Genomic DNA, 21,200 nt, shown 5'->3' with positions numbered 1-21,200 from the left:
GTTGCCGCGCCCGCATGTTGACTCCTATAATAACTTGAAGGTTCAACATTGCGGCGGGTGACGAGTTCGCTTCTTCGTCGATGCGGGACCTCGATCCGAAGGAGTCGCGATGATCAACCCCATGCCCGCCCTGTTCCTCAGCCATGGTGCGCCGCCGCTGGTGGACAGCGACCTGTGGGTGTCGCAGCTGGCGAAGTGGGCGGGCGACCTGCCGCGGCCCAAGGCCATTCTCATGGTGTCGGCGCATTGGGAATCGGCGCCGCTCACCATCGGATCCACGACCACCGGCACCCCCCTCGTCTACGACTTCGGGGGCTTTCCCGAACGGTTCTACCGGACCACGTACGAGTCGCCCGGCGCCCCCGAACTCGCGGCGCAGGTCGTGTCCCTGATGCCGGACGACGAGACCGTGTCGCACCAGCCGCATCGCGGCCTCGACCACGGCGCCTACGTGCCGTTGACGGTCATGTACCCCGACGCCGACATCCCGGTCCTCCAGATCTCGCTACCGACGCTCGACCCGCAACGACTGCTGCACCTCGGAGAGCGGCTGCGTCCCCTGCGCGAGCAAGGCGTGCTGATCGTCGGCTCCGGATTCACCACCCACGGACTGCCGTTCCTGCGCGACCCGTCACCCGACGCGAAGGCACCGGGCTGGTCCTCGGAGTTCGACGCCTGGGCGGATGAGCGGCTCGCCGCAGGCGACGTGGATTCGCTGATCGATTTCCGCGCGCTCGCGCCGGGCATGCCGTACGCACACCCGACGATCGAGCACTTCGCGCCGCTCTTCGTCACGCTCGGCGCGTCGAGCGACCCCGAGCAGATTCCCCGGCAGGTGATCGACGGTTTCTGGATGGGGCTGGCCAAGCGGTCGATTCAGGTGGCCTGACGCGTCCGGAGGAAGGCCAGTGCCTGATCTCCGTGCGTGTTGGCGCGGAACTCGCTCGAGATGACCTCGAGCACGGTGCGGTCGGTGTCGATGACGAACGTCGACCGCTTGACGGGGGCGAGTTTGCCGAGCAGTCCGCGGCGCACGCCGAACTGCTCCGCGACGGCTCCGTCGGCGTCCGACAGCAGCGGGTAGTCGAAGGACTGCGCCTGCGCGAACGTCGCCTGCTTCGCCACCGCATCGGTGCTGATTCCGGCACGCGACGCTCCCACGGCGGAGAACTCCGTTCCGAGGTCCCGGAAGTGGCAGGCCTCGGCGGTGCAGACGGGCGTCGACGCCGCCGGGTAGAAGAACAGCACCAGGGGGCCGTCCTCGAGGAGGCTCGACAGCGATCGTGCGATGCCGTCCTGATCGGGCAGGGTGAATTCCGGTGCGAGCTGACCTGGCTTCATGGGTGCCGAGGCTACCCGCGCACGCAGGTGGTCCGAGTGCGCCTGGGATGATGGTCGGCATGCACGGCGAGCCCACCACGATTCCCGCACCCGAGTCCGCCGCCGCCCCGGCCGACGGCGGGTCCGACTCGACCACCACACGTGAGCAGTTCCACGCTCTCGCCGCCGAACACCGGGTCGTTCCGGTGACGCGCAAGGTGCTGGCAGACGCGGAAACACCGCTGTCCGCCTACACCAAACTGGCGGCGAACCGGCCCGGCACCTTCCTGCTCGAGTCGGCGGAGAACGGCCGATCGTGGTCCCGATGGTCGTTCATCGGCGCGGGCAGCCCCGCCGCGCTGACCGTCGTCGACGGTGAAGCCGCCTGGTACGGCAACGTTCCCGCAGGCGCGCCGTCCGGCGGCGATCCGATCGCCGCGCTCGGCCAGACCCTCGAACTGCTGCGCAGCGAGCGGTTGCCCGACCTGCCGCCGCTGACCGGCGGCATGGTCGGCTTCCTCGGATACGACGCGGTGCGGCGCATCGAGCGCATCGGCGAGCACGCCACCGACGACCTGCAGATCCCCGAGATGGTGATGCTGCTGGCGACGGATCTCGCGGCCGTCGACCACCATGAGGGCGCCATCACCCTGATCGCCAACGCCGTCAACTGGGACGGCACGGACGAACGCGTCGACGAGGCCTACGACTCCGCGGTGGAGCGGCTGGACCGGATGACGCGCGCCCTGTCGGCCCCGGCGTCGTCGACCGTCTCCACGTTCGCGAAACCCGCCCCCGACTACCGCCGTCAGCGCACCACCGAGGGGTTCGGCGCCGACGTGCAGAAACTCGTCGGCGACATCGAGGCGGGCGAGGCCTTCCAGGTGGTGCTGTCGCAGCGCTTCGAGATCGACTGCACCGCCGACCCGATCGACGTCTACCGGATGCTGCGCGCCTCCAACCCCAGCCCGTACATGTACCTCCTCAACGTGCCGAACGGCGACGACGAGACCGCGTTCTCGATCGTCGGATCGAGCCCGGAGGCGCTGGTGACCGTATCGGAAGGTGTGGCCACCACGCACCCGATCGCGGGCACCCGGTGGCGCGGGCACACCGAGGAGGAGGACATCCTGCTCGAGAAGGACCTCCTCGCCGACGAGAAGGAGAACGCGGAGCACCTGATGCTCGTGGATCTGGGCCGCAACGACCTCGGCCGCGTCTGCGAACCGGGCACGGTGAAGGTCCACGACTACCGCCACATCGAGCGGTACAGCCACGTGATGCATCTCGTCTCCACGGTCACCGGTCACCTCGCGGACGGCAAGCAGGCCCTCGACGCCGTCACCGCCTGTTTCCCGGCCGGCACCCTGTCGGGCGCGCCGAAGGTCCGGGCGATGCAGCTGATCGAGGAACTCGAACCCACCCGCCGCGGCATCTACGGCGGCATCATCGGGTACCTCGACTTCGCCGGTGACGCCGACACGGCCATCGCGATCCGCACCGCCCTGATCAAGGACGGCATCGGGTACGTCCAGGCGGGCGCGGGCGTCGTCGCCGACTCGAACCCCGAATACGAGGACACCGAGGCGCGGAACAAGGCGATGGCGGTGCTCAGCGCGATCGCGGCGGCGCACACGCTGAAGACCCTGGGAGGCGACACGCAGTGAGCGACTCGTCGGAGCCGGCCCGGGACCCCGCGCGGGCGGGGCGTCGCCGATCGATGTTCGCGGTGCTGCTCCTCGCGGCCGACGCAGTCAGCCTGTGGGGCGCCTCACGGATGGCGTGGGTGGAGGTCACCTCCTCCGACGGGCTCGGCGAGGAGCGCACGTCGGTGCTCGTGGGCGGCACGTGGGCGGCGGCGCTCACGCCGCTGGCGCTGACCCTGGTCGCCGCGATCGCCGCGTCGTTCGCCGTGAAGGGCTGGGCCCTGCGCGTGCTGGGTGTGCTCGTCGCGGTGGTGGCCGTCGCGGCCGCGGTCCCGGCGGTGGGGTTGCTCGTGTCCGGCGCCTCCGACGACGAGGCGGCGCGGCTGGCCGAGTTGCCGGGCCGGGCCGAGGTCCAGTCGGTGTCGGTGCACGCCGGACCGGCGGTTCTCGTGCTGGTGGGGGCCCTGGCGGCGCTCGCCGCCGCGGTGGAACTGGTCCGCAGGCCGCGGGTGCGGGCGGGGCTGTCCTCCAAGTACGACAGCCCCGGTGCGCGACGTGAGGCGGCGAAGAAGGCCGGTGCCGATTCGGCCGACGGTCCCGTCACCCAGCGCATGCTCTGGGACGCCCTGGACGCGGGGGAGGACCCCACGGTGGACGACAAGAGGGCCGAACCTGTCGACCAAGTTGACGGTTCGGACGAGGACCCGGGTACCCGGACGTAAACACAATCAGAGTGCCATCTAGGCTGGCTTCACCCCTGATGATGTTCCTCACATCGGGTTTCTGCCCAGAAAGGACTCGGGCCACGATGACCGTTCTCGACTCGATTCTCGACGGGGTGCGCGCCGACGTCGCCGCCCGCGAAGCCGTCCTTGACTTCGCCGCAGTCAAGGCTGCTGCCGCCGCCGCACCGCCGGCCCTGGATGCCGCGGCCGCCCTGCTCGAGCCGGGCATCGGAGTCATCGCCGAGGTCAAGCGCGCCAGCCCCTCGAAGGGTGCGCTCGCCGACATCGCCGATCCCGCCGAACTGGCCGCCGCCTACCAGGCCGGGGGCGCCCGCGTGATCAGCGTGCTCACCGAGGAGCGCCGGTTCCAGGGGTCCCTCGCGGACCTCGACGCCGTCCGCCGCGCGGTGAGCATCCCGATCCTCCGCAAGGACTTCATCGTCGGGCCGTACCAGATCCACGAGGCCCGCGCGCACGGCGCCGACATGGTGCTGCTCATCGTCGCCGCCCTCGAGCAGGACGCGCTCGCGTCGCTGATCGACCGGACGGAATCGCTGGGCATGACGGCCCTCGTCGAGGTCCACACCGAGGAAGAAGCGAACCGGGCGATCGAGGCGGGCGCCAAGGTCATCGGTGTCAACGCGCGCAACCTCAAGACGCTCGAGGTCGACAAGAACACGTTCGGCGAGATCGCTCCCGGGCTCCCCACCGAGATCATCAAGATCGCGGAGTCCGGGGTGCGCGGCACGGCCGACCTGCTGGCCTACGCCGGTGCGGGAGCCGACGCGGTACTGGTCGGCGAAGGCCTCGTCACCAGCGGTGATCCGCGCAAGGCGGTGGCCGATCTGGTCAACGCAGGCGCGCACCCGTCCTGCCCCAAGCCGTCGCGCTGAGGCAGCCCCGGCGGACCTGACCCGGACGGCGGCGGAACCCGGCCTCGAGGCAGACTGGACCTGTGACTTCACGTAATCAGGAAACCGTCTTCAAGGGTGGCAATCTGCCGACTGCCAGCGCCGGAATCGCCGAGCGCACCACGCACGACCCCGATGCCGGAGGGCACTTCGGCGTGTACGGCGGACGGCACGTGCCGGAGGCCCTGATGGCGGTGATCGAGGAGGTCACCGCCGAGTACGAGAAGGCGCGCGGCGACGAATCGTTCCTGAACGAACTCGACCGCCTCCAGCGCGACTACACCGGCCGTCCGTCCCCGATCTTCGAGGCGACGCGGATGAGCGAATTCGCCGGCGGGGCGCGGCTGATCCTCAAGCGCGAAGATCTCAACCACACCGGCTCGCACAAGATCAACAACGTGCTCGGGCAGGTGCTGCTCGCCAAGCGCATGGGCAAGACCCGCATCATCGCGGAGACCGGTGCCGGCCAGCACGGCGTGGCCACCGCCACCGCCTGCGCGCTCCTCGGTCTGGAATGCATCATCTACATGGGCGCCGTCGACACCGAGCGGCAGGCACTGAACGTCGCCCGCATGCGGCTGCTCGGATCGGCCGTGGTGTCCGTCGAGTCGGGGTCGAGGACCCTGAAGGACGCGATCAACGAGGCGCTGCGCGACTGGGTCACCAACGCCCACAACACCTACTACTGCTTCGGCACCGCCGCCGGACCGCACCCGTTCCCGACCATCGTCCGCGACTTCCAGCGCGTCGTCGGTCTGGAGACTCGGGTCCAGGTGCAGGCGCTGACGGGCAGGCTGCCCGACGCCGTGACCGCATGCGTCGGCGGCGGTTCCAACGCCATCGGCATCTTCCACGCCTTCCTCGACGACCCGTCCGTGCGGCTGGTCGGATACGAGGCCGCCGGTGACGGCGTCGAGACCGGAAGGCACGCCGCCACGTTCGCGGGAGGCACCCCGGGCGCGTTCCAGGGCGCGTACTCGTACCTGCTGCAGGACGAGGACGGCCAGACCATCGAGTCACACTCCATCTCCGCGGGACTCGACTACCCCGGGGTCGGCCCGGAACATGCGCTCCTCAAGGACATCGGCCGCGCCACCTACGAGCCGGTCACCGACTCGGAGGCCATGGACGCGCTTCGTCTGCTGTCCGAGCGTGAGGGCATCATCCCGGCCATCGAGTCCGCCCACGCCGTCGCCGGTGCACTGCGACTGGGCCGCGAACTGGGGGAGGGCGCGATCATCGTCGTCAGCCTGTCCGGGCGCGGCGACAAGGACATGGACACGGCGGCCAAGTGGTTCGGGCTGTTCGATCCGGACGACTCGACCGAGACCACCACGACTGACAAGGAAGGTTCGGCCAAGTGAGCGAACGACTCTCGCGCCTCGCCCCGACGTTCGCGCAGTGCCGCGAGGAGAAGCGCGCCGCGCTCGTCGGGTACCTCCCGGCCGGGTTCCCCACCGTGCAGGAATCCATCGACGTGTTCACGGCGATGGTCGAATCCGGTTGCGACATCGTCGAGGTCGGCATCGCCTACTCCGACCCGGTGATGGACGGACCCACGATTCAGGCGGCGGCGGAGACGGCGCTGCAGAACGGTGTCCGGGTGCGTGACGTGTTCACGGTCGTCGAGGCGATCGCCTCCGTCGGCGGCAAGGCCGTCGTGATGACGTACTGGAATCCGGTTCTGCAGTACGGCGTCGACAAGTTCGCCCGCGATCTGGCCGGCGCAGGCGGTCTCGGCCTGATCACCCCCAACCTCATCCCCGAGGAAGCGGGTGAGTGGATCGCCGCGTCGAAGGAACACGACCTCGACCGGATCTTCCTCGTCGCGCCGTCGTCGACGGAGGAGCGTCTCGCGATCACCCTCGACGCCAGCAGCGGGTTCGTCTATGCCGCGTCCACGATGGGCGTCACCGGCGCCCGTGACGCCGTGTCGTCGATGGCACCCGAACTGACGGCCCGCATCCGCGCCCACTCGGACATTCCGGTAGGTGTCGGACTGGGTGTCCGCTCCGGTGCACAGGCAGCCGAGATCGCCGCCTACGCAGACGCGGTCATCGTCGGATCCGCGCTGGTCACCGCCGCGGAGAGTGGTCTGGACGCGGTGCGCTCGCTGACGGAGGAACTCGCCGAGGGCGTTCGCTCCGCTACCGTGGCGTCGTGACTTCCACTGTGGACGTACTGGCCTACATTCCGAGTCCGCCCCAAGGTGTCTGGTATGTCGGACCGGTGGCCCTGCGCGCGTACGCGCTGTTCATCATCGTCGGGATCGTCGTCGCGATCGTGTGGGGCGACCGTCGCTGGGTCGCCCGCGGCGGCGAGAAGGGCACCGTCCTCGACATCGCCATCTGGGCGGTGCCGTTCGGCCTGATCGGCGGCCGCCTCTACCACGTGATGACCGACTGGCCGACGTATTTCGGGGAGGGCGGCGATCCCGTCGACGCCCTGAAGGTGTGGCAGGGCGGCCTCGGCATCTGGGGCGCCGTGGCGCTCGGCGGTGTCGGCGCCTGGATCGGGTGCCGTCGCCGCGGCATCCCCCTGCCGGCGCTGGGCGACGCGGTCGCGCCGGCGATCCTGCTCGCGCAAGCGATCGGGCGGCTCGGAAACTACTTCAACCAGGAACTCTACGGTCGCGAGACCGAGGTTCCGTGGGGGCTCGAGATATTCGACCGCCGCAACGACGTCGGACAGGTGTCGCCGCAGCTGATCGACGGGGTGTCCACCGGCGAGGTCGCGTTCGTGGTGCATCCGACGTTCCTGTACGAGGCGTTGTGGAACGTGCTGATCGTGATCCTGCTCGTGTGGGTCGATCGCCGGTTCCGCATCGGGCACGGCCGCCTCTTCGCCCTGTACGTGGCCGGGTACTGCGCCGGGCGCTTCTGGATCGAACTGATGCGCAGCGACCACGCGAGCCTCATCGCCGGTGTCCGCGTGAACTCGTTCACCTCCGCCCTGGTGTTCGTCGCGGCCGTGGTGTATTTCTTCGCCGCCACGAAGGGGCGCGAGGATCCGGCGGACCTGCGGCCAGCCGACGGCGAACCGGTCGCGGACGAGCCCACACCGGTGGGGGAGAAGAAGGTCGAGGGCAGGGACGAGGACGGGAAGGCGTCTGCACCGGAGTCGGTATCGGACGACAAGGCCGCGAGTACTGCGAGTGCCGGCGGCGACGCGGGCACGAAGACCATCGACAGCAAGAAGGATGACGCGAATGAGTGAACCGGGGAAAGCATCCGACGATTCCGGCACGGGTGCATCCGAGGACGCACACAAGGTCGACCTGGGGAAGAGCAGCGACGGCACCGAGAGCACCAGCGACTCGAGCCTGCCGCCGGAATTCGGCTCGCCCTTCGACTACGACGCCACCGCCGAGGCCTCGCTGTCCCAGCCGCCCGCCACGTCCGACGCGACGCCGTCACCGGGGTCGTCCGGAACGGGACCGGGCTGGGACACCTATTCGGGTGTCGGTAACGGCCCGGGCTGGGGGTCGACGCCCACCTACCCGTCGCCGGGCGGAACCGAGCCGACGGCCCCGTTCCCGAACGTGGGCGAGTCGACGTCGCCGACCGCGCCGTACTCCGGGTACCAGAAGCCCCAGCGGCCGGACGGTCCGACGTACGGGGCGCCGGATCCGAATTACGGCGCGCAGTACGGGGCGGCTCCGCAATCGCCGCAGGACTACCAGCAGCCCGGGTACCAGCAGCCGGGGTACGGACAGCAGCAGGGTTACCCCCAGCAGGGGTACCCGCCGCCCGGGTACGCCCCCGGCTACAACGCGTACGCCGATCCGTCGGCGCCGTTCGGCAGGCATCCGCTGACGGGTGAGCCGTACTCCGACAAGTCCAAGTTGACCGCAGGGCTGCTGCAGATCTTCCTCGGCGCGTTCGGCGTCGGGCGGTTCTACCTCAACCAGCCCGGCATCGCCGTGGCGCAGATCGCCGTGACGTGGCTGACCTGTGGAATCGGCGGCATCTGGCCGCTGGTCGACGGCATCATGATGCTGACCGGGAGTGTGAAGGACCAGTACGGACGGCCCCTGCGGGACCAGTGACGATCCCCGGACACCGTGTGGCCCGTGTTGCTGATGCGACACGGGCCACCGCCCGTTGCGGGCCCGATTCGGCATATCTTGCCGGGTATCGGTCCTGGTAAGCTGAGCGCGCCGGATGCATGTCCGGTAACAACCTTCACGGGCCGATGCTGTCCCGGTAGACCCCCGAAAAGCAGTTAGCGCCCGTCGTGGCGACCCCGCTAGCGGAGGCCGCCGACAGCACGTGCGGAGCGCACACACTGGTGGTCTTCCCGGCCGATGTGGAGGTATATCGGTGCTGTTCTCTCAGTTGCCCGGTCCCCAGGGCTTGTACGACCCGGACCAGGAAGCCGATTCCTGCGGTGTCGCCATGGTCGCGGACGTGCACGGCCGCCGCTCCCACTCCATCGTCTCCGACGGCCTCCTCGCTCTCGAGAATCTCGAGCACCGCGGCGCGGCGGGATCCGAACCGAACAGCGGCGACGGCGCCGGCATCCTGCTCCAACTCCCCACCGAGTTCTTCGGGGCTCTCGCCCCGTTCGACCTCCCGGCGCCCCTGGACGACGGCAGCAGCACGTACGCGGCGGGCATCTGCTTCCTCCCACAGGACCCGCAGGCACGGGCGGCCGCGCAACGACGCGTGTCCGACCTCGCGGACGAGGAGGGTCTCCAGATCCTCGGCTGGCGTCCGGTGCCCGTCGATCCGGACGGCGCGGACGTCGGCTCCACGGCCCGCGCGTGCGCCCCGCACATGAGCCAGTTGTTCGTCGCCGCACCCGCCGTCGGCGGGATCCGGCCCGGCGGGCTCGACCTCGACCGCCTCGTCTACCCGCTGCGCAAGCGGGCCGAGCAGGTCACCGACGACATCGAGGCGGAGGGCAGCGGCGTGTACTTCCCGTCGCTGTCGAGCCGGACGATCGTCTACAAGGGAATGCTCACCACGTCCCAGTTGGCGCGGTACTTCCCGGACCTGCGCGACCCGCGGATGGCGAGCGCGATCGCGATCGTGCACAGCCGGTTCTCTACCAACACGTTCCCGTCCTGGCCGCTCGCGCACCCGTTCCGGTTCGTCGCGCACAACGGGGAGATCAACACGGTCCGCGGCAACCGGAACCGCATGCGCGCCCGCGAGGCGTTGCTGTCGAGTGCGGTGATCCCGGGCGACCTGCGTAGGCTGTATCCGATCTGCACCCCCGACGCGTCGGATTCGGCGTCGTTCGACGAGGTGCTCGAATTGCTGCACCTCGCCGGCCGCAGCGTGGCGCACGCGGTGATGATGATGGTGCCGGAGGCGTGGGAGAACGACACGTCGATGTGCCCGGACCGGCGGGCGTTCTACCAGTTCCACGCGTCGCTGATGGAGGCGTGGGACGGACCCGCGTGTGTGACGTTCACCGACGGGACCGTCGTCGGCGCCGTGCTGGACCGCAACGGCCTGCGCCCGGGACGCTGGTGGCAGACCGTCGACGGGCGGGTGGTCCTCGCGAGCGAGAGCGGTGTCCTCGACGTCCCGCAGTCGGAGGTGGTGGCCAAGGGCCGCCTCGAGCCGGGGCAGATGTTCCTGGTCGACACGTCGGAGGGCCGCATCGTGCCCGACGAGGAGATCAAGATGCGGCTCGCGGCGGAGCGGCCGTACGCCGAGTGGCTGTACGCCGGGCTGCTCGAACTGAAGACGCTGCCGGATCGCCCGCACGCACAGCACAACCACGAGTCGGTGGTGCGGCGGCAGGTGGCGTTCGGGTACACCGAGGAGGATCTGCGCATCCTGCTCGCCCCGATGGCCACGTCCGGCGGCGAGCCCCTCGGTTCGATGGGGACGGACACGCCGATCGCCGTCATGTCGCAGCGGTCGCGGCTGCTCTACGACTACTTCGTCGAACTGTTCGCGCAGGTCACGAATCCGCCGCTCGACGCGATCCGCGAGGAGATCGTCACGTCGCTGTCGCGGGTCATGGGTCCGGAGCAGAATCTGCTCGAGCCGACCGCCGCGTCGTGCAGGCAGATCGTGCTGCCGTGGCCGGTGCTCGACAACGAAGAGCTGAACAAGATCATCCACGTGAACGCGGACGGCAACCATCCCGGTCTCGCCGCGGCGGTGCTGCGCGCGCTGTACGACGTGGAGCGCGGCGGTGCGGGGATGGCCGAGGCGATCGAGGAGTTGCGGGCGCAGGCGAGCGCCGCCATCGCGGACGGCTACCGGACGCTGGTGATCTCGGACCGCGACTCCGACCACACGCGGGCGCCGATCCCGTCACTGCTCGCGGTGGCCGCGGTGCACCACCACCTGGTGCGGACCAAGGAACGCACCAAGGTGGCGCTGGTCGTCGAATCCGGTGACGCCCGCGAGGTCCACCACCTGGCGTTGCTCATCGGGTACGGCGCCGCCGCCGTCAACCCCTACCTCGCGATGGAGTCGATCGAGGACCTCGTGTCCGAGGGCGAACTCACCGGCGTCGAGCACACGATCGCCGTCCGGAACTACCTCACCGCGCTCGGCAAGGGTGTGCTCAAGGTGATGTCGAAGATGGGCATCTCCACCGTCGGCTCGTACACCGCGGCGCAGGTGTTCGAGGCGATCGGCCTGGACCGCGACCTCGTCCAGGAGTACTTCACGGGCACGGTCAGCAAGCTGGGCGGCGCCGGTCTCGACGAGATCGCCCGCGAGGTCACCGTCCGCCACCGGCAGGCGTACCCGGACAACCCGGCCGAGTTCGCCCACCGGCGCCTCGAGGACGGCGGCGAGTACCAGTTCCGCCGCGACGGCGAACTGCACCTGTTCACCCCGGAGACGGTGTTCCTGCTGCAGCACGCCACCCGCACCGGTCGGCACGAGGTGTTCGCCAAATACAGCGACGAGGTGAATCGTCTCGCCGAGGCCGGTGGCGCCCTGCGCGGCCTGTTCACGTTCCGCGCGGGGGTGCGGCCGCCGGTGCCGCTGGACGAGGTGGAACCGGTCGAGCGGATCGTCACCCGGTTCAACACGGGCGCGATGAGCTACGGCTCCATCTCCGCCGAGGCCCACGAGACGATGGCCGTCGCGATGAACAATCTTGGCGGACGCTCCAACTCCGGGGAGGGCGGCGAGAACGTCGACCGGCTCTACGATCCGTCACGGCGCAGCGCCGTCAAGCAGGTGGCGAGCGGGCGGTTCGGCGTCACCAGCGACTACCTGATCAACGCCAGCGACATCCAGATCAAGATGGCGCAGGGCGCCAAACCCGGCGAGGGCGGCCAGTTGCCGGCGTACAAGGTGTACCCGTGGGTCGCGGAGACCCGGCACTCGACGCCGGGGGTCGGGCTGATCTCCCCGCCGCCGCACCACGACATCTACTCGATCGAGGATCTCGCGCAGCTGATCCACGATCTGAAGAACGCCAACGATCGGGCCCGGGTCCACGTGAAGCTGGTCAGCTCGGTGGGGGTGGGAACCGTCGCCGCCGGCGTCAGCAAGGCGCACGCCGACGTGGTCCTCATCTCCGGCAACGACGGCGGTACCGGGGCCACCCCGCTGACGTCGATGAAGCATGCGGGGGCGCCGTGGGAGATCGGGCTGGCCGACGCCCAGCAGACACTCGTGCTCAACGGGCTCCGCGACCGCATCACGGTCCAGTGCGACGGCGGGATGCGCACCGGACGGGACGTCGTGGTCGCGGCGCTGCTGGGTGCGGAGGAGTTCGGATTCTCCACGGCCCCGCTGATCGTGGCGGGCTGCATCATGATGCGGGTGTGCCACCTCGACACCTGCCCGGTCGGCGTCGCCACCCAGAACCCGGAACTGCGCAAGCGGTACACCGGCAAACCGGAATTCGTGGAGGAGTTCTTCCGGTTCGTCGCCGAGGACGTGCGCCGGTACCTGGCGGACCTCGGGTTCCGCAGCATCGACGAGGCCGTCGGTCACGCCGACGTCCTCGAGACCGCGCAGGGGATCGCCCACTGGAAGAACCGCGGCCTCGACCTCACCCCGATCTTCGCCGTGCCCACCGGGCCGGACGGGGAGCCGCTGTCGCAGCGGCGCCGGGACCGCGACCAGGACCACGGACTGGACCGGGCGCTGGACCGCACGCTGATCCAACTGGCGGAGGGTGCCCTCGAGGACGCCCACGCCGTGGAGATCGAGATGCCGGTGCGCAACGTCAACCGGACCGTCGGCACGCTGCTCGGCGCGGAGGTCACCCGCCGCTACGGCGCCGCCGGACTGCCGGACGACACGATCCGTCTCACGTTCACCGGTTCGGCCGGGCAGTCGCTCGGCGCGTTCCTGCCGCCGGGCATCACCGTCGACCTGACCGGGGACGCCAACGACTACGTCGGGAAGGGATTGTCGGGTGGGCGGATCGTGGTCCGTCCCGCCGACGACGTCCTGTTCGTCCCGGAGACGCAGGTCATCGCGGGCAACACCCTGCTCTACGGCGCCACTTCGGGGGAGGTCTATCTGCGGGGACGCGTCGGTGAACGCTTCTCGGTGCGCAATTCCGGTGCGTCGGCCGTCGTGGAGGGTGTCGGCGACCACGCCTGCGAGTACATGACGGGCGGGCGGGTCGTGATCCTGGGGCCGACCGGACGGAACATGGCGGCCGGGATGTCCGGCGGCATCGCGTACGTCCTCGACCTGGACCCGGAGGACGTGAACCCGGCGATGGTGAAGTTGATGCAACCAGACCCGGACGACCTGGACTGGTTGCGCGGCGCCGTCACCCGGCACCACCGGTGGACCGGTTCCGCGGTGGCCGCGTCGGTGCTCGCCGACTGGCCCCGCCGGTCCACGCTGTTCACCAAGGTGATGCCGGTGGACTACCAGCGGGTGCTGGACGCGACCCGGATGGCGAAGGCGGAGGGACTCGACGTCGACACTGCGATCATGGAGGCGGCACGTGGCTGATCCCCAGGGCTTTCTGCACATCGTGAAGAAGGAGGCGCGCAAGCGCCCGGTCGCGGAGCGGATACACGACTGGAACGAGGTGTACGCGCCGCAGAGTTCCGCGGAGCGGGCCGCCGAAGTGTCCGAGCAGGCCGCACGGTGCATGGACTGCGGAATCCCGTTCTGCCACTCGGGAAGTGCGGGCTGCCCGCTGGGCAACCTGATCCCGGAGTGGAACGACCTCGTGCGACGCGGCCGCTGGTCGGCGGCGAGCGAGCGGCTGCACGCCACCAACAACTTCCCGGAGTTCACGGGCCGGGTGTGTCCGGCGCCGTGCGAGTCGGCGTGTGTGCTCTCGCTCGCCGACACGCACACGACGGGCAGTGTCACGATCAAGCGGATCGAGCAGGCCATCGCGGACGTCGCGTGGGAGTCGGGCACGGTGGTGCCCACACCGCCGATGATCTCCACGGGGCGGAAGGTCGCGGTGGTCGGTTCCGGCCCGGCCGGTCTGGCGGCGGCTCAGCAGCTGACCCGGGCGGGGCACGACGTCACCGTGTACGAGCGCGACGACCGGCTCGGGGGACTGCTGCGGTACGGCATCCCGGAATTCAAGATGGAGAAGGCAATTCTCGATCAGCGTCTGATGCAGATGCGCGCCGAGGGAACCCACTTCGTCACCGACTGCGAGGTCGGCGTCGACCTCACGGTGGAGCAGATGAGCGCGAACTTCGACGCGGTCGTGCTCGCGATCGGTGCGCTGCGGGCCCGCGACAACACCACCGTCGAGGGCCGGGAGCTGAACGGGATCCATCTCGCGATGGAACATCTCGTCACCTCGAACAAGGAATGCGAGGGCGACGGTCCCGCGGCCATCACCGCCAAGGGCAAGCACGTCGTCATCATCGGCGGCGGCGACACCGGCGCCGACTGCCTCGGGACGGCGCACCGTCAGGGTGCGCTGTCGGTGACCCAACTGGACTACAACCCGGAGTTGCCGACGGAGCGGGACGAGGCCGCGACGCCGTGGCCGGCGTGGCCGATGGTGCTCCGGACGTCGCCCGCGCACGCGGAGGGCGGTGTCCGCCGGTACCAGGTCGCGGTGCAGCGGTTCCTCGGCGACGCGAACGGGAACGTCCGGTCCATGGTGCTCGCCGAGGTCGAAGTCACCCGAGAGGACGGCAAACGCATCATCACACCGGTCGGTGAGGAGATCGAATTGCCGTGCGAACTGGCGCTTTTCGCGATCGGCTTCGAGGGCGTCGATCTCGGTCCGCTGCTCGACGACTACGGGTTGTCGCCGACCCGGCGGGGTGCGCTCTCCTGCGGCCCGGACTGGCAGACCACCGCACCCGGGGTCTTCGTCTGCGGGGACGCGCATCGCGGCGCGTCGCTCGTGGTGTGGGCGATCGCGGAGGGCCGGTCCGCGGCGCACGCCGTCGACGTGTACCTGACCGGGGCGTCCGACCTGCCGTCGCCGGTGCATCCGACGGCGCTTCCGCTGGCAGTCGTCTAAATGGAGAAGGGCGCGCGGGGCGACTAGGCTCGAGGCCGTGAACCGACGCACGAAGATCGTATGCACACTTGGACCTGCTACCGCCACCGGTGACCGTATTCGCGAGCTCGTCGAAAGCGGTATGGACGTGGCGCGGCTGAATTTCAGCCACGGCGAGCACGCCGACCACGAGGAGAACTACAAACGTGTCCGGGCGGCCTCGGACGCGACGGGCAAGGCGGTCGGTGTCCTGGCCGATCTGCAGGGCCCGAAGATCCGGCTGGGCCGGTTCGCGGAGGGGCGCACCACGTGGGCCAACGGTGAGGAGGTGCGGATCACCGTCGACGAGTGCGAGGGCACCCATGACCGGGTCTCGACCACGTACAAGCAGTTGGCGGAGGACGCCAAGCCCGGTGACCGGTTGCTGGTCGACGACGGCAAGGTCGGTCTCGTCGTCTCCGGGGTGGAGGGCAACGATGTGATCTGCCGGGTCACCGAGGGCGGCCCGGTGTCGAATAACAAGGGTGTGTCGCTGCCGGGGATGAACGTGTCGGTTCCGGCGTTGTCGGAGAAGGACATCGCCGACCTGGAGTTCGCGCTCGGGTTGGGTGTCGATTTCATCGCGTTGTCGTTCGTGCGGTCCCCGGCCGATGTGGAGTTGGTGCACGCGGTGATGGACCGGGTGGGCCGCCGGATTCCGGTGATCGCGAAGCTGGAGAAGCCGGAGGCGATCGACAATCTCGAGGCGATCGTGCTGGCGTTCGATGCGGTGATGGTCGCGCGTGGTGATCTGGGGGTGGAGTTGCCGCTCGAGCAGGTGCCGCTGGTGCAGAAGCGGGCGATTCAAATCGCCCGGGAGAACGCGAAGCCGGTGATCGTGGCGACGCAGATGCTGGAGTCGATGATCGAGAATTCGCGGCCGACCCGGGCGGAGGCGTCGGATGTCGCGAACGCGGTCCTCGACGGTGCCGATGCGGTGATGCTGTCCGGTGAGACGTCGGTGGGTAAGTACGTGATGGAGACGGTGCGCACGATGGCGCGGATCGTGGAGGCGGTGGAGAACGAGTCGACGCAGGTACCGCCGCTGACGCATGTGCCGCGGACCAAGCGGGGGGTGATCTCGTACGCGGCCCGCGACATCGGGGAGCGGTTGGATGCGAAGGCGTTGGTGGCGTTCACGCAGTCGGGGGATACGGTGCGGCGGTTGGCGCGGTTGCACACGCCGTTGCCGTTGCTGGCGTTCACGCCGTTGCCGGAGGTGCGGTCGCAGTTGTCGTTGACGTGGGGGACGGAGACGTTCATCGTCGATCCGGTGGACAGTACGGATGCGATGGTGCGGCAGGTCGACAACGCGTTGCTGGGGTTGGGCCGGTACCAGAAGGGTGAGTTGGTGGTGATCGTGGCGGGGTCGCCGCCCGGCACCGTAGGCTCGACCAACCTGATCCACGTCCACAGAATCGGCGAAGAGGACCACTAGGTGAGCGAAGTCGCGGCGAAGACCGATCTCCAGACCCTGCTCGAACTTCTCGATCTCGAGAGGACCGGGGAGGACACGTACCGAGGTCGGCATCCCGCGCAGGTGGGGAGCCGGACGTTCGGCGGCCAGTTGATCTCCCAGGCACTGGTCGCCGCCGGCCGCACCGTCAGCGGCGAGCGCGCCGTGCACGCGGTCAACGCCCACTTCATCCGCGGCGGAAACGTCAAGGAACCCATCGAGTACCGCGTCGAGCGGCACCGCGACGGTCGGGCATTCGCAAACCGACAGGTCACGGCCCTGCAGAATGGTCAGGAACTGTTCGTCATGCTGGCGGCGTTCCAGGACTGGGGCAAGGGTCTCGAGCATGCGGTCGAGGTGCCCGACGTCCCGTTCCCGGACACGCTGCCGCCGCTCGGCGACCACTTCCAGGGTTACGAAGACCGGTTGAAGATGTTCGTCGACGCGCTCAAGCCGATCGACATGCGCTACGCGAACGACCCGTCGTGGATCATGAAGGGCACGGGGGAGAAACTCACCCACAACCGGGTCTGGATGAAATCGGACGGCGACCTTCCGGACGACCCACTCATTCACGTGGCCGTCATGGGCTACTCGTCGGACACCACGGTCCTGGACTCCATCATCACCACCCACGGACTGTCGTGGGGGCTGGACCGGATCGTCGCGGCCACCGTGAACCATTCCATCTGGTTCCACCGGCCGTTCCGCTTCGACGACTGGACGTTGTACGCCACCGAGTCGCCGGTCGCGGCGGGGTCCCGCGGTCTCGCGACCGGGCGCTTCTTCTCCCTCGAGGGGGAGTTGCTGGCCACCGTGGTCCAGGAGGGCCTCATCCGGCACTTCCCGCCGAAGCAATAGCGGCGCTGCCATTCCGTTGCCACCGAACGGCTTTGAACGGTAGTTCAACCGGTGGCCGCGGCGTATGGTCGGTCTGGAATCTCCGAGACGGAACGGACGTGCACCATGAGCGCAGACGAACCCGAGCAGAAGAAGACCGACCGCCAGGCCGAGAGCGAAGTTCCCGTGCCCGACGACGAGGCGCTCGCCGAAGCCAGGAAGAAGGTGGAGGAGATCGACGCCCGCTACGAGCCGGGCGCCCGCGAGACGGTCGTCCTGCCCGGCTCCGACGGCACCGTGTCGGGCACCGCCTTCGACGACTACGTCGACGACGACGGCAATCTGAAAGAGCCTGAATCCGAGAAGGACTCGTAGCATCCCCGTCGCCTCTCCGGGGGCTGCGTCTCCGCCCCGGCGCGTGTCCTGCGCGGATCTCTCGCCCATCACCGGCGTCCGGGGTTAGACTTCGCCATCTTTTCTGGTGAGTTTCACCTCGTGATCGGGGATATGGGTCGTGGACTGGAACAACGTCGTATGGGACAGCTCGATGTGGCTGCTCAAGGCATACGTCATGACTGTCGTCGCGTTCGTCGTCGTGGTGATACTGCTCGCGCGGTTCACCAAATGGGGTAGGCAGTTCTGGCGTTTCGCCGCGCCGTACTTCAATCCGCGGCGCAGCCTCAAGCCGTTGATCATCCTGGCGGTGCTGCTGCTGTCGACGGTCTTCGCGGTGCGCATGACGGTCCTGTTCTCTTACTGGTACAACGACTTCTACGATTCGATCCAGAATCTGGACCAGTCGGCGTTCTGGCACTTCCTCCGTGTGTTCGCCATCCTCGCGACGGTCCACGTGGTGCGGGCCCTCGTCGAGTACCTGATCGGGCAGACCCTCGACATCGACTGGCGGACCTGGCTCAACCACCATCTCGTCGACGACTGGCTCGACAGCCGCGCCTACTACCGCGACCGGTTCCTCGGCGACGCGATCGACAACCCGGATCAGCGCATCCAGGCCGACATCACCAACTTCGTGACCACGTCCCGCTCGCTGTCGATGGGCGCGGTGACCGCGGTGCTGTCGATCGTGTCGTTCACGGGAATCCTGTGGGATCTGTCCGGCCCGATGACCGTGTTCGGCGTCGAGATCTCCCGGGCGATGATCTTCCTCGTCTACATCTACGTGCTGGTGACCACGGTGGTGGCGTTCTGGATCGGCAAGCCCCTCATCAAGCTGAACTTCCTCAACGAGAAACTCGGCGCCAACTTCCGCTACGCGCTGATCCGGGTGCGGGAGTACGGCGAGAGCATCGCGTTCTATCGCGGCGAGAACGTCGAGCGTCGCACCCTCGCCGGACGGTTCGCGGACGTCATCCGGAACATGTGGCAGATCGTCTTCCGGACGTTGAAGTTCAGTGGCTGGAACCTCGCCGTCAACCAGACGGCCGTCATCTTCCCGTTCCTCGTGCAGGGGCCGCGGCTGTTCACCGGCCAGGTCTCGCTCGGTGACGTGATGCAGACGTCGCAGGCCTTCGGTCAGGTCCACGACTCGCTGTCCTTCTTCCGTGAGTCGTACGCCGACTTCGCCAGTTTCCGCGCGACCCTCATCCGCCTCAACGGTCTGGCCAACGACAACCAGCACGCTGCAGAACTTCCGGTCCTCGAGACCGGCAAGTCGGGCGACGATCTGCAGGTCGAGAATCTGGACGTGCGCATCCCGACGGGAGAGACCCTCATCGAAGGCCTCGCGCTCACCGTGACGCCGGGGCAGTCGCTACTGGTCAAGGGGCCGTCCGGCTCGGGCAAGACCACGTTGCTCCGCACCCTCGCGGACCTGTGGCCGTACGCCGACGGCACGGTGTCGCGGCCCTCGGGGGAGGCCATCTTCCTGTCCCAGCGGCCGTACCTGCCGCTCGGGTCGCTGCGCACCGCGCTGGCCTACCCGAAGGAGCCGACGGCGTCCGACGACGTCGTGCGTGGTGCGCTGTCGAGGGTGTCTCTGGGCAATCTGGGTGATCGTCTCGACGAGACCGCGGACTGGACGCGCATCCTGTCGCCGGGCGAGCAGCAACGCCTCGCATTCGCACGGGTGCTGATCGCCCGTCCCGCGGTGATCTTCCTCGACGAGGCCACGTCGGCGATCGACGAGGGCCTCGAACACACGCTCTACACCCTGCTCAGGGCCGAACTCCCGGACAGCATCGTGGTGAGCGTGGGACACCGCAGCACCCTCAACCAATTCCATTCCCGTGGTGTGGAACTCGAAGGGGAAGGTCGGTGGACGGAGTCGGAGCTCGTGGGGTGACGGGCGCGTCCAGCCGGGTGGTGAACTGCAGCACCCGGTACGGGTCCCCGGTCGTCGTGTTCCATTGCGACACAAGAAGGTGCAGTTCGTCCACCGTGGACGCCGGGTGGATGTATCCGCCGTAGATCTGTGCCCACGTGCCGTCCGTGGCTCCCCAGTCGCCGCCGGCGACCTGCACCGTCGGTTCCGACCACAGTCCGTCGATGCGCTGCGCCGTGCGGGTGACGATCGCGTAGGCGGTGGGGTCGAAGTAGGCGAGGACCCAGGTGCCGTCGATCCGCCGCAGGCACATCTCCCCGACGGGTCCCGGCAGGATCGGGGTCGCGGGCTGTCCCCACGCCCACCCCGTGCCACGATCCCAGCCCCAGTGTTCGTAGGCTCCCGGTTCGAGGATCCGCGCCTCGGGGACCCGGCGCAGGATCATTCCCCCCGGATTGGTGCGGTCGAATGCGCTCGAGACGACGTAGACGTAGCCGTCGTGCCGTTCCATGGTCCACAGTTGGTCGACCGACCCGCCGCGGTTGTCCCACCGGGCGCGTGTCCGGTGCCAGTGCTCGCCGCCGTCGTCGGACCAGGCGAGATACGTGAAGTTCGTCGGCCACGCGTGCGACGCCCACGAATGCACACTGACGACGGACAGGTAGGTCCGGTCGCCGATCGTGACGGCGTCCGCGGGAACCACGGTGAACTCGCTGCCCGCCGACTCCCGGTGGGGTGATTCGCCGACGTCGTGCGCGTTCGGGAGGATCTCCCTCGCCGTCCGGCCGCCTGCCGCGGAGTCGAATTCGATGCCGGCGCGGAGATCGGTTGTGGCGGAGCGCAACATCACGGGACTGCGCCACCCTCTGCTGCTCCGGCCGCGGGAGCTGAACGTGTCGCCGAAGAAGAACGCGACCCGGCCGTCGGCCAGGCGCACCGGACAGCCGAGGTCGGTGCCGTACACACCCCATCGCCGCGTCGCCTCGCCGGTGACCTCCTTCACGAAGGTCGCTGCCGGTGTCGTGGTGCTGCCCGGGATACGCACTCCCTACCGTCGGGGAATTCGGGTGGTCGGTGAATTCGAGTGGTCAGGACGTCTTGCGGTAGGACTCGGCCAGTTCGTCGGCCCGGTCCCACAGCGACCAGTCGACTTCGCGGCCGTCCAGTTGCGCTTCGACGACCTCGAGCCCCGCGTGCCAGCCGGCGGCGTGCGCGTACGCGGATTCTTCTTCCTCCACGGTGTGGGTGAGCGTCAGCCAGCAGCCGCCGCTGCCGTCCGGGACGAGTTCCCAGTGCAGCGTCTCGGCGTCCCACAGGTATTCGAGGATGTGCGCGGGATGCACCGAGATGACGGTACCGGTAGTGGTCTGATCTGCGGGCAGTCCGAATCGGCGCACCTGTTCCGGTGTCACCCGGAAGACGAGTTCGGCGCCCGGGGTGAGGTCGAAGTCGACGTCGGCGGGAAACCAGGCCTTCAGGTACTGCGGGTCGGTGAGAACACGCCACACCTTCTCCGGCGAGTGCGAGAGCGCTTGCTGGAATCGAAGGGCTACCCGCCCGTCGTAGGTGAAAGTGACGGTGCCGAGCTCCATGGGTGACCTC

17 protein-coding genes are annotated in these 21,200 nt (G+C 68.8%); 14 read left to right on the top strand and 3 right to left on the bottom strand.

Going from position 1 to position 21,200, the window contains the following annotated elements:
* Positions 1-109: 109 nt before the first annotated feature.
* Positions 110-889, top strand: coding sequence for a dioxygenase (locus ACFTZB_RS09825; RefSeq protein WP_378431329.1), 780 nt, complete (start codon positions 110-112; stop codon positions 887-889).
* On the opposite strand, the gene ACFTZB_RS09820 is transcribed toward ACFTZB_RS09825, so the two are convergent.
* Positions 877-1,341: a peroxiredoxin gene (locus tag ACFTZB_RS09820; RefSeq protein WP_378431328.1), complete on the bottom strand. Its 465-nt coding sequence runs from the start codon at positions 1,339-1,341 to the stop codon at positions 877-879. The genes ACFTZB_RS09825 and ACFTZB_RS09820 overlap by 13 nt on opposite strands.
* Positions 1,342-1,400: 59 nt before the next feature.
* On the opposite strand from ACFTZB_RS09820, the gene ACFTZB_RS09815 reads away from it, so the two are divergent.
* From ACFTZB_RS09815 to ACFTZB_RS09755, 13 genes are all read left to right on the top strand, one after another.
* On the top strand, positions 1,401-2,987 hold the full coding sequence (locus ACFTZB_RS09815; protein ID WP_378431327.1) for an anthranilate synthase component I: 1,587 nt from the start codon (positions 1,401-1,403) through the stop codon (positions 2,985-2,987).
* Positions 2,984-3,688, top strand: coding sequence for a TIGR02234 family membrane protein (locus ACFTZB_RS09810; protein WP_378431326.1), 705 nt, complete (start codon positions 2,984-2,986; stop codon positions 3,686-3,688). Before ACFTZB_RS09815 ends, ACFTZB_RS09810 begins: the two co-directional genes overlap by 4 nt.
* A gap of 86 nt (positions 3,689-3,774) precedes the next feature.
* Positions 3,775-4,584: an indole-3-glycerol phosphate synthase TrpC gene (gene trpC, locus ACFTZB_RS09805; protein WP_012687986.1), complete on the top strand. Its 810-nt coding sequence runs from the start codon at positions 3,775-3,777 to the stop codon at positions 4,582-4,584.
* A gap of 62 nt (positions 4,585-4,646) precedes the next feature.
* Positions 4,647-5,966 carry a tryptophan synthase subunit beta gene (trpB, locus tag ACFTZB_RS09800; RefSeq protein WP_087556303.1) on the top strand — a complete coding sequence of 440 codons (1,320 nt, stop codon included), beginning with the start codon at positions 4,647-4,649 and terminating at the stop codon, positions 5,964-5,966.
* Entirely contained in the window at positions 5,963-6,766 is an 804-nt protein-coding gene (trpA, locus tag ACFTZB_RS09795; RefSeq protein WP_378431324.1) for a tryptophan synthase subunit alpha, read from the top strand. The genes trpB and trpA overlap by 4 nt, the downstream gene beginning before the upstream one ends.
* A complete protein-coding gene (gene lgt, locus ACFTZB_RS09790) occupies positions 6,763-7,818 on the top strand; it encodes a prolipoprotein diacylglyceryl transferase (protein WP_378431323.1) in 1,056 nt (351 codons plus the stop codon). Before trpA ends, lgt begins: the two co-directional genes overlap by 4 nt.
* Positions 7,811-8,650, top strand: a complete 840-nt coding sequence (locus ACFTZB_RS09785; protein WP_378431322.1) for an NINE protein — start codon at positions 7,811-7,813, stop codon at positions 8,648-8,650. The genes lgt and ACFTZB_RS09785 overlap by 8 nt, the downstream gene beginning before the upstream one ends.
* 274 nt (positions 8,651-8,924) lie before the next feature.
* Positions 8,925-13,508: a glutamate synthase large subunit gene (gene gltB, locus ACFTZB_RS09780; protein WP_378431321.1), complete on the top strand. Its 4,584-nt coding sequence runs from the start codon at positions 8,925-8,927 to the stop codon at positions 13,506-13,508.
* On the top strand, positions 13,501-15,003 hold the full coding sequence (locus ACFTZB_RS09775) for a glutamate synthase subunit beta (RefSeq protein WP_378431320.1): 1,503 nt from the start codon (positions 13,501-13,503) through the stop codon (positions 15,001-15,003). Before gltB ends, ACFTZB_RS09775 begins: the two co-directional genes overlap by 8 nt.
* A 37-nt stretch (positions 15,004-15,040) precedes the next feature.
* Positions 15,041-16,459, top strand: a complete 1,419-nt coding sequence (gene pyk / locus ACFTZB_RS09770) for a pyruvate kinase (protein ID WP_074933926.1) — start codon at positions 15,041-15,043, stop codon at positions 16,457-16,459.
* Positions 16,460-17,338 carry an acyl-CoA thioesterase gene (locus tag ACFTZB_RS09765; protein WP_378431319.1) on the top strand — a complete coding sequence of 293 codons (879 nt, stop codon included), beginning with the start codon at positions 16,460-16,462 and terminating at the stop codon, positions 17,336-17,338.
* A gap of 105 nt (positions 17,339-17,443) precedes the next feature.
* Complete coding sequence (locus ACFTZB_RS09760; protein WP_378431318.1) at positions 17,444-17,692, top strand: hypothetical protein; 249 nt, start codon at positions 17,444-17,446, stop codon at positions 17,690-17,692.
* A gap of 139 nt (positions 17,693-17,831) precedes the next feature.
* Entirely contained in the window at positions 17,832-19,619 is a 1,788-nt protein-coding gene (locus ACFTZB_RS09755) for an ABC transporter ATP-binding protein/permease (protein WP_378431317.1), read from the top strand.
* On the opposite strand, the gene ACFTZB_RS09750 is transcribed toward ACFTZB_RS09755, so the two are convergent.
* On the bottom strand, positions 19,546-20,643 hold the full coding sequence (locus ACFTZB_RS09750) for a DUF4185 domain-containing protein (protein ID WP_378431316.1): 1,098 nt from the start codon (positions 20,641-20,643) through the stop codon (positions 19,546-19,548). The genes ACFTZB_RS09755 and ACFTZB_RS09750 overlap by 74 nt on opposite strands.
* Positions 20,644-20,686: 43 nt before the next feature.
* Positions 20,687-21,190 carry an SRPBCC family protein gene (locus ACFTZB_RS09745; protein ID WP_378431315.1) on the bottom strand — a complete coding sequence of 168 codons (504 nt, stop codon included), beginning with the start codon at positions 21,188-21,190 and terminating at the stop codon, positions 20,687-20,689.
* Positions 21,191-21,200: the final 10 nt, after the last annotated feature.

Origin of the sequence: Rhodococcus sp. NPDC057014, assembly GCF_042673295.1 — a bacterium.
GTDB lineage: Bacteria > Actinomycetota > Actinomycetes > Mycobacteriales > Mycobacteriaceae > Rhodococcus_F.
This window is presented reverse-complemented; position numbering and strand designations above follow the sequence as displayed.